The organism is uncultured Fibrobacter sp., assembly GCF_946062555.1.
In the GTDB taxonomy this organism is placed as follows: Bacteria; Fibrobacterota; Fibrobacteria; order Fibrobacterales; family Fibrobacteraceae; genus Fibrobacter.
Window position 1 is genome coordinate 1 of the sequence record NZ_CAMGVQ010000099.1, and the last position, 7,442, is coordinate 7,442.

General features: G+C 49.8%; 8 protein-coding genes. 3 read left to right on the forward strand and 5 right to left on the reverse strand.

Annotated features, from left to right (window positions below):
* Nucleotides 1-138: 138 nt before the first annotated feature.
* Nucleotides 139-516, reverse strand: coding sequence for a hypothetical protein (locus tag Q0P86_RS16085; RefSeq protein ID WP_290993537.1), 378 nt, complete (start codon nt 514-516; stop codon nt 139-141).
* 185 nt (nt 517-701) lie between these two features.
* Between Q0P86_RS16085 and dnaX the strand changes: the two genes are divergently transcribed.
* Both dnaX and Q0P86_RS16095 read left to right on the forward strand, forming a co-directional pair.
* On the forward strand, nt 702-1,886 hold the full coding sequence (gene dnaX / locus Q0P86_RS16090; RefSeq protein ID WP_295040885.1) for a DNA polymerase III subunit gamma/tau: 1,185 nt from the start codon (nt 702-704) through the stop codon (nt 1,884-1,886).
* A gap of 10 nt (nt 1,887-1,896) precedes the next feature.
* Entirely contained in the window at nt 1,897-2,475 is a 579-nt protein-coding gene (locus Q0P86_RS16095) for a hypothetical protein (protein WP_295040887.1), read from the forward strand.
* 67 nt (nt 2,476-2,542) lie between these two features.
* Here Q0P86_RS16095 and Q0P86_RS16100 read toward each other — a convergent pair whose 3' ends face one another.
* Nucleotides 2,543-3,796 carry an amidohydrolase gene (locus Q0P86_RS16100; protein WP_295040889.1) on the reverse strand — a complete coding sequence of 418 codons (1,254 nt, stop codon included), beginning with the start codon at nt 3,794-3,796 and terminating at the stop codon, nt 2,543-2,545.
* A gap of 83 nt (nt 3,797-3,879) precedes the next feature.
* Between Q0P86_RS16100 and Q0P86_RS16105 the strand changes: the two genes are divergently transcribed.
* Nucleotides 3,880-4,878 (forward strand): diguanylate cyclase, encoded by a 999-nt coding sequence (locus Q0P86_RS16105; RefSeq protein WP_290993527.1) that lies wholly within the window; start codon nt 3,880-3,882, stop codon nt 4,876-4,878.
* A gap of 128 nt (nt 4,879-5,006) precedes the next feature.
* Here the strand turns inward: Q0P86_RS16105 and hisD are convergent, their stop codons facing one another.
* The 3 genes from hisD to Q0P86_RS16120 form a co-directional block, all read right to left on the reverse strand.
* Nucleotides 5,007-6,296: a histidinol dehydrogenase gene (gene hisD, locus Q0P86_RS16110; RefSeq protein ID WP_295040892.1), complete on the reverse strand. Its 1,290-nt coding sequence runs from the start codon at nt 6,294-6,296 to the stop codon at nt 5,007-5,009.
* Between the two features lie 43 nt (nt 6,297-6,339).
* Complete coding sequence (locus Q0P86_RS16115) at nt 6,340-7,182, reverse strand: hypothetical protein (protein WP_295040894.1); 843 nt, start codon at nt 7,180-7,182, stop codon at nt 6,340-6,342.
* A 9-nt stretch (nt 7,183-7,191) separates the two neighbouring features.
* A partial coding sequence (locus tag Q0P86_RS16120) for a hypothetical protein (RefSeq protein ID WP_295040896.1) occupies nt 7,192-7,442 on the reverse strand: 251 nt, incomplete at its 5' end.

The following is a 7,442-nucleotide window of genomic DNA, read 5'->3' on the forward strand; positions in this document are numbered from 1 at the left end:
CCGTAGGCTCTTTGGAACCACCCGCCTAGCGGGTGGTTTTCTGTATACAAAAAAAGCCCCTTATCAGGGGCTTTCATTATTTAAAAACTTATAGTTCAAAGCGAAGCGATCTCAGAGGCGGTTACGCCGACCTCATCGCTATTCCAGTGCTTCTCTAATCTGCTGAATGAAGTCCATTTCTTCGAGCGACACGTTGCTTTCGTTTTCGTCTTCTTTAGAAGCATTCGCTACACGGAGCATCGATTCAAGAACCTTGCTTTTGAATTCACCGGACTCATTCTTGATTGCTTCAACGCAGGCTGCGGCGCGGTCTTTAGCCGATTTGAACTTAGCGTAAGTGCTATTGAAATCGTCCCAGGAAACATCCGGGGTCAGTTCGTCATGAATCGCATCCAGCATATCGCTTTCGGCTTCCGTTGCCGAAGTGGAACCCGGCAAAAGCTTGTCGGTTTCGGATTCGTGATAAAGACAAGCCACCTGCCAAGAAAGAATCAAAAGCGCCAAATTCGAATTCATGATAACCTCACTATTTTTTTTAAAAGATACTAATTAAAACTTAGAATTTAGAACTTAGAACTTAGATTATTTCCAAAAAAACACCCCATTTATAGACAGCCTTTCTAAACATAACATACAAAAAAATGTTAAGCATAGCCAGCTAAAAACTAAGTTCTACCAACTAATTTACTATATTCTAGCACATGGCATACGTAGCAATGGCCCGTAAGTGGCGTCCGCAATCTTTCTCCGACATGGTCGGACAGGAACATATCGCAAAGACCCTCCAGAACGCAATCGAAGGAGGACGACTCCACCACGCATTCCTATTCACCGGAACACGCGGTGTCGGTAAGACTACCAGTGCCCGTATCCTCGCCCGCACGCTCAACTGCACCGGCGGCGATCCGCTCCACCCCTGTGGACAATGCGAAAGCTGCAAGGACATCGCTGGCGGAAACCCGATGGACGTGTTCGAAATTGACGCCGCCTCCAACACCGGCGTCGACAACATCCGCGACGTGATCGAGCGCGTGCAGTATCCGCCCGTCATCGGCAAATACAAGATTTTCATTATCGACGAAGTCCACATGCTCTCAAACGGAGCCTTCAACGCGCTCCTCAAAACGCTTGAAGAACCGCCTGAACATGTCATCTTCATCTTCGCGACCACCGAAGTCAACAAGGTGCCGCAAACGATTCTCAGCCGCGTACAGCGATTCGACTTCAAGCGACTGACCGTAGAACAGATCCGCAGCCGTCTGCGCTATATCTGCGAACAGGAAGGCATCAACGCCACCGACGAAGCCCTCGACATTTTCGCCGAAAAGGCAGACGGCTCCATGCGCGACGGCCTCACCTACTTCGACCAGGCCTACGCCTTTACCGGTAACGAGATGGCCGCCGAATCAGTCCGTAGCGTTCTCGGCATTCCGCCCGTCGAGCTGTTCTTTACGCTCATTAACGCCATCAAGGATCACGACCTCAAGGAATGTTTCAAGATGGTCGACGACGCCTGCAAGCGCGGAATCGAATTTACACCGCTTCTCGACGGTTTCGGCAAGTTCCTCAGGAACATGCTCTACGCCCGCCTCGACGCCTTCACGCCTGACGTGATTAACATTTCCGAGGAGCTGTACACCAAGTACAAGAGCTCCGTTCCCGAACTCAAGAACGGAGACATCCTGCGCATCAGCAAGATGCTTATCGACTTGCAGGGCACGCTCCGCTACAGCACGAACCCGCGACTCCTTGTCGAAACGACATTCGCCCGCATGGCTTGGCTTGACAGGCTGACGGATCTCAGACGCGCTCTCGCCGCGATTAACGATCCTTCCAAAGCTTCGAGCAGCGCCTCCGACGAGGCGTTAAAAAAAAAAAGTAACTGAAGTCCAGAATATGCTGGATGCCGTGGAAGAAGCCAAGGCATTACAGCAACAGGACGAAAACCCCTTTGCCGCCCTACAGAACGGAATCGCCAACGGATACAATGGCGACGTTTACAGCCGTTACGAAATTTCTGCCGCCTGGGGCTCCATCAAGACGCACATCGCCGATTCCGGTGACTTCGCCTTCTCGGTCGCCCTGAACGATACAGTCCTCGAAACCGGCGACCCGAAAACCACCCCCTTCCCCATCGCACTTACCTACCTTGGCGACACCGCCAGCGAAGTTTGGGGAATCAAGCAGATGGAAGAGCACCCGGAGTACCTGGAGCGCTTAAAGCAGATTCTCGAAGAAAAATTGCAGACCCCGGTAATGCTTACGGTCAAGTCTAGAGCCTTCAACGAAAGCGAACTTGCCATCCGCAAGCAGGCGCGCATGTCGCCCTACCAGCTGGACCTCGAAAAAGATGCGGGCCTCGCTAAGCTCAAGGAGCTGTTCATGGCAGAACTCATCTATAGCGCCAAGAGCAGCAGACCGGTTGTCGCCCCGCAGCAAAACGATTCCTGCGACGTTGACAGCGACGATCAATAATTCAAACGGGTAGACTCAAGTCCACCCGTTTATCGAAGCATTCACGAAGCCCGTTTTAGGCCGGGAATTAACTTCTTTTCGCGATTTTCTGCGCGTCCTTCAAAATTTCCTCTTCACCGTCGATATGGCGGTTCTTCATCACGAACTTTCCGTTACACATCACGGAATGAATCGCAGAGGAATCGGCCGCATAGACCCAGTTGCTCACCAGGTTATGGTTCGGGACGAGGCGTTCGTTTTTCAGGTCGAGCAGCAAGGCGTCTGCTAAGAAGCCTTCGGCAATCACGCCCGCCGGAATGCCATAAGCCAAAGCCGTATTTGAAGTCGCCAACTTGAGCGCCACCTCCGCCGGCAACGATTCCGCCTTGCCAGTCTTGGGTTCCACCTTCGCCAAAAGCGAAATCAACTTCATTTCTTCGTGCATGTCGAGGTTATTGTTCGACGAAGCCCCGTCAGTACCTAGCCCCACCAGCATTCCACTATCCAAGAGCGCGTTCACCTTCGGGATACCGCACCCCAGCTTCAAATTCGAGCAGGGATTCAGAATCGCGGAAGAACCCGATTCGGCCATCAACGCCATATCGTATTCGGACAAATGAACGCAATGTGCCGCCACCAGATGGTCACCCAGAACATCCCACTTTGCCAAAAGTTCGACCGGAGAGCAACCGTACTGTTTCTTGCAATCCTTGATTTCGGTCAAGGTTTCAGACAAATGAGTGTGCAAAACATAGTTTTCTTCAAGAGCCAATTTCGCACAACGTTTAAAAATCTTTTCGCCCACCGTATAAATGGAATGCGGCATCACTGCAAGCTTTACTCGATCGGATTCATAACGATGGTCCTGCAGAAACTTGAAATTTTCTTCGATATGTTCCGGGGAATCCAGATTTTCGGCAACCGTCACTCCAATCGCCGCACGGATCCCCATTTCCTTAACGACCTTCATCGTCACTTCGCGGCGCCAGTACATATCCGAGAAGAAAACCGTTCCCGACTTGATCATTTCAAGCACGGCTAGGCTAGACCCGATTTCAATATCCTTGGCAGTGAGCTTTGCCTCGAACGGCCAAATGTATTCCTGCAACCACTTCTGGAGCGGCATATCATCGGCATACCCACGCAAAAGGGTCATGGCGGCATGAGTGTGTCCGTTATAGAATGGCGGTACAATGGCAAGCCCCTTGCAATTTACCACATCGGCCTTGTCATAATCACGGGCGGTAAGCGGACGTCCCACCTTCGCAAACTTCTTTCCCGAGATGAGGATATCCTGTATTTTACCTTGGAATAGTACAGATTGGAGTATTGTTTTTGCCATATAAACTAGTATTCTCGCGTGTTTTTTTCAAAAAGTAGTATTTTCTGTTTTCGTTTTGAAAAGTTTTTGTATATAATTATGGTATGAGTGCGAATGAACTAGAGACACTGCCCATATCCAGGGCAGAATTTCAGCGACAGGATATTTTCAGGAATGTCGCCTTCGAAAGCCTTGCCGGTTACCTGCTTGGCTGTAAAACGATTTTCCCTGAACCGGGCACACTCCTTATCGACCCTGATAAGCCCAGGCGTCGTCTTCTAGTTCTCCTAGACGGCCTTCTGGAAGTACATGTGGAATCCCAGGGCGGTATGTACATTGACCATATCCAGCCAGGGCACTGCGCCGGAGAGATGTCCATTTTTGACAACATCAAACCGAGCGCCAAGGTCTTCGCCAAGGAAAACTGCAAAATCCTGATTATTGATGGCGACACCGCACTCGCCATGCTCAATGCTTCGCACGATCTGTGCCTGAACTTTTTGCAACTTCTGAGTCGACGCCTACGCAACAACAACAAGGTGGTGTGCGAAGAGGAATACCATATCCGCTGCATCGAAGAGAACGCCAAGGTGGACTCGCTTACGGGCCTGCACAACCGTCGCTGGCTCGAAGAAATGTACACCCGCGAACTCAACCGAAGCAACGCTGGAAACCTGCACCTTTCGGCCTTCATGCTGGACATCGACCACTTCAAGAATATCAACGACACCTACGGCCACCTCGTCGGCGACCAGGTGCTTATCGCGGTGGCTAAGGCGATTCTCCAAAGCCTGCGCCCCACCGATATGCCCGTACGCTACGGCGGCGAAGAATTCACGATTTTTCTGCCGGGAACAAACATCGAGAACGCGAAAATTGTCGGTGAAAGACTTCGCGCCAGTGTAGAATCTATGAAGATTCCGCTTCTGGATAAGAAAGATTTTATTTCAGTCACGATCAGCGTCGGGTTCACGGAACGCAAGGACGGAGACTCCGTCGAAACGATCATCAAGCGCGCCGACGACGCGCTCTACCACGCCAAGGAATCAGGCCGCAACCGCGTGTGCCTGAATCTAGGTGAAGGCTCCATGTTTTTATTCTGACCGGGCAAACAGCAAATAAGTCAAATTGCAAAAAAGGCTCCCGAAGGAGCCTTTTAATTTATTGAAGTCATCCTCGACCGCCATCCCTTAAGTCATCCTCGACCGTCAGGGAGGGGATCCAAAAGCGACTACAGTCTCTTAAGCACCGCAGCGGCGTGGTGGATAAAGCCTTCTTCGGTCGCGACGGCGGCAATGGCCTTCGCATTCTTCTTGATGGCCTTCTCGCTGTAGCGGATGATGCTCATGCGCTTGAGGAAATCGTAGACTCCGAGCGGGCTGAAGAAGCGGCCCGTGCCGTTCGTCGGCAGCACATGGTTCGGACCCGCAAAGTAGTCGCCCACCGGTTCGCTAGACCACGGGCCGATAAACACGGCACCCGCGTTCTCGATCTGCGCAGCCATGGATTCTGCTTCGGCGGTCATGACTTCCAAGTGTTCCGGAGCGATGCGGTTCGCGATTTCCACGCCGTCGAACCAGTCTTTGACCACCAGAATGCGGCCGAAGTTGCCCAGCACTTTCTCGAGAAGTTCCTTCTTCGGGGAATTTTCCACCTGGATATCCACGCAGGCGCTAATCATCTGGGCCGTTTCCATGTTGTCGGTAATGCAGATAGCAGCTTCAAAGCCGGAACCGTGTTCCGCCTGAGAAAGCAGGTCCGCCGCGACAAAGTCCGGATCGCAAGTATTGTCGGCCATCACCAGCACTTCGCTGGGGCCTGCCACCATGTCGATATCCACGACACCGAAGACTTCCTTCTTGGCGATAGCGGCAAAGACGTTGCCCGGGCCCACAATCTTGTCGACGCGTTCCACGACGGTCTTGCCCTTGGCGTCCTTGGCACCATAAGCCAAGAGACCAATCGCCTGAGCACCACCGATGTGGTAAACTTCTTCAATGCCCAATTCCTGGAGCACGAATGCCACAGCACGGTTGATTTCGCCCTTGATGGGGGTCACAACCACGATATCCTGAACGCCCGCCACCAGAGCCGGAACGGCGTTCATAATCACGGTACTCGGGTAAATGCCTGCACCACCCGGCACATAAAGACCCACGCGCTTCATCGGACGAATGCGCTGGCCCAGAACCACGCCGTCGGCACCTTCCATGAGCCAGGATTCTTCCATCTGGTTCTTGTGGAAGTCGCGGACGTTCTTGATGGCCTGCTTCAAGGCCTTCTGGAGTTCCTTGGGGCACTTGGCGGCAGACTTCGCGATGGCAGATGCCGGGACGCGAATATTCTTGCCCTTGAGGCCGTCAAACTTTTGGGCGTATTCCGTTGCCTTGGCGATACCGCCTTGTCTGATGTCGGCAAGGATTTGCATCACCTTGTCATGAATTTCTTTGCTGGGGGCGACTTCGCGCCCGCAGATGCGTTCAATTTCAGCAGATTTCGGAGTAACTTTCAGTATTTGCATGGGCTTCACTTTGTAGTAAAGGTTTTTCTTTGCAAAATATAACTTATTTCAGCAAAAATTTCTGATGAGCGATATCGAGGATAGAAGGAGTCTTGGGAACTTGCACGACGCCATTTTGAACAAGGCCTTGTTTCAGTAGAATGCCGTTGACATCGAATAGCTTGTAAGGAACCGTTTCATTGAGTCCATCAACAATGAACATTTCTCGACTTATGCGAGACAGACGGAATCTATTTTTGATCGAAGTCTTGGAAACGGATGTCGGCTTTTCATCAGGAAGCAAAGTCCACCAGTTGTCAATTATAACAGCGCCTCCATCTACAGGTGTTCCACAGCATGCATAAAGTGTATCACAAAATGCACCATAATAATAACTGCCGAGATCAGCAATATCTCTAGTTATATTGACATAGTTACTGTCACTAATGCTATTCAATTCGCATTTTTCTCCTGTCATTGCGAATATAATTTTATCAATTAAATTTGATGCACTATCTCTTGAAATATTGACGACCCCCCATTCCTGTAAGTGCATAAATTCTGTTCTTAAAACATCTTTTAACATTGTTCCTGTTGGTGAAAAATTTGTAAAAGGATAAATAGAAAAAATAGTTATTTTACTCCCGTATCCTGTTCTTACAAAAACAACGATAGTTGTATCAATCGTTGAATAATATGCCAATCCATTAAAATTCTCGTAAGATGATGAAGTGTCTTTAATACAATTGACAAAGCTTTTGGAACAAGCTTCACCAAATTGAAACGGCAGGTAATCGTTTTCAAACCATAATTCTGTACCAAATCGGAGATTCGTTTTTGGATTCTCAAATTCAGCTGAAAATAACATTGTTGAAAAGAAAACAATTATCATTAGAACTTTCTTCATTACGACCTCCTATTTAAATGAAACCTCTAAAGACTGCTGAATTGGGTTAAAGTCAACACGATAAACATCGGTGTTCTGATGAACAGTCACCCCATGCCCCAAGAATCTTCCGTATACTTTTTTTACAGTCTGCCCCAAAATCAATTGAGCTTTTGCTGCATGAATTGTGCCAGCCCAGTCACCTTCTACAAATACAGGTTGTTCTCCATACTGAATGAGCTTGAGTCCCCTTGCAACAAGATTCTTATCTTCGTTAACAA

What these genes read in the sequence shown, in the direction of transcription:
- Q0P86_RS16100 (WP_295040889.1), bottom strand. Translation starts at nt 3,796, where the DNA reads ATGGCAAAAACAATACTCCAATCTGTACTATTCCAAGGTAAAATACAG.
- Q0P86_RS16085 (WP_290993537.1), bottom strand. Translation starts at nt 516, where the DNA reads ATGAATTCGAATTTGGCGCTTTTGATTCTTTCTTGGCAGGTGGCTTGT.
- Q0P86_RS16095 (WP_295040887.1), top strand. Translation starts at nt 1,897, where the DNA reads ATGCTGGATGCCGTGGAAGAAGCCAAGGCATTACAGCAACAGGACGAA.
- Q0P86_RS16105 (WP_290993527.1), top strand. Translation starts at nt 3,880, where the DNA reads ATGAGTGCGAATGAACTAGAGACACTGCCCATATCCAGGGCAGAATTT.
- hisD (WP_295040892.1), bottom strand. Translation starts at nt 6,296, where the DNA reads ATGCAAATACTGAAAGTTACTCCGAAATCTGCTGAAATTGAACGCATC.
- Q0P86_RS16115 (WP_295040894.1), bottom strand. Translation starts at nt 7,182, where the DNA reads ATGAAGAAAGTTCTAATGATAATTGTTTTCTTTTCAACAATGTTATTT.
- dnaX (WP_295040885.1), top strand. Translation starts at nt 702, where the DNA reads ATGGCATACGTAGCAATGGCCCGTAAGTGGCGTCCGCAATCTTTCTCC.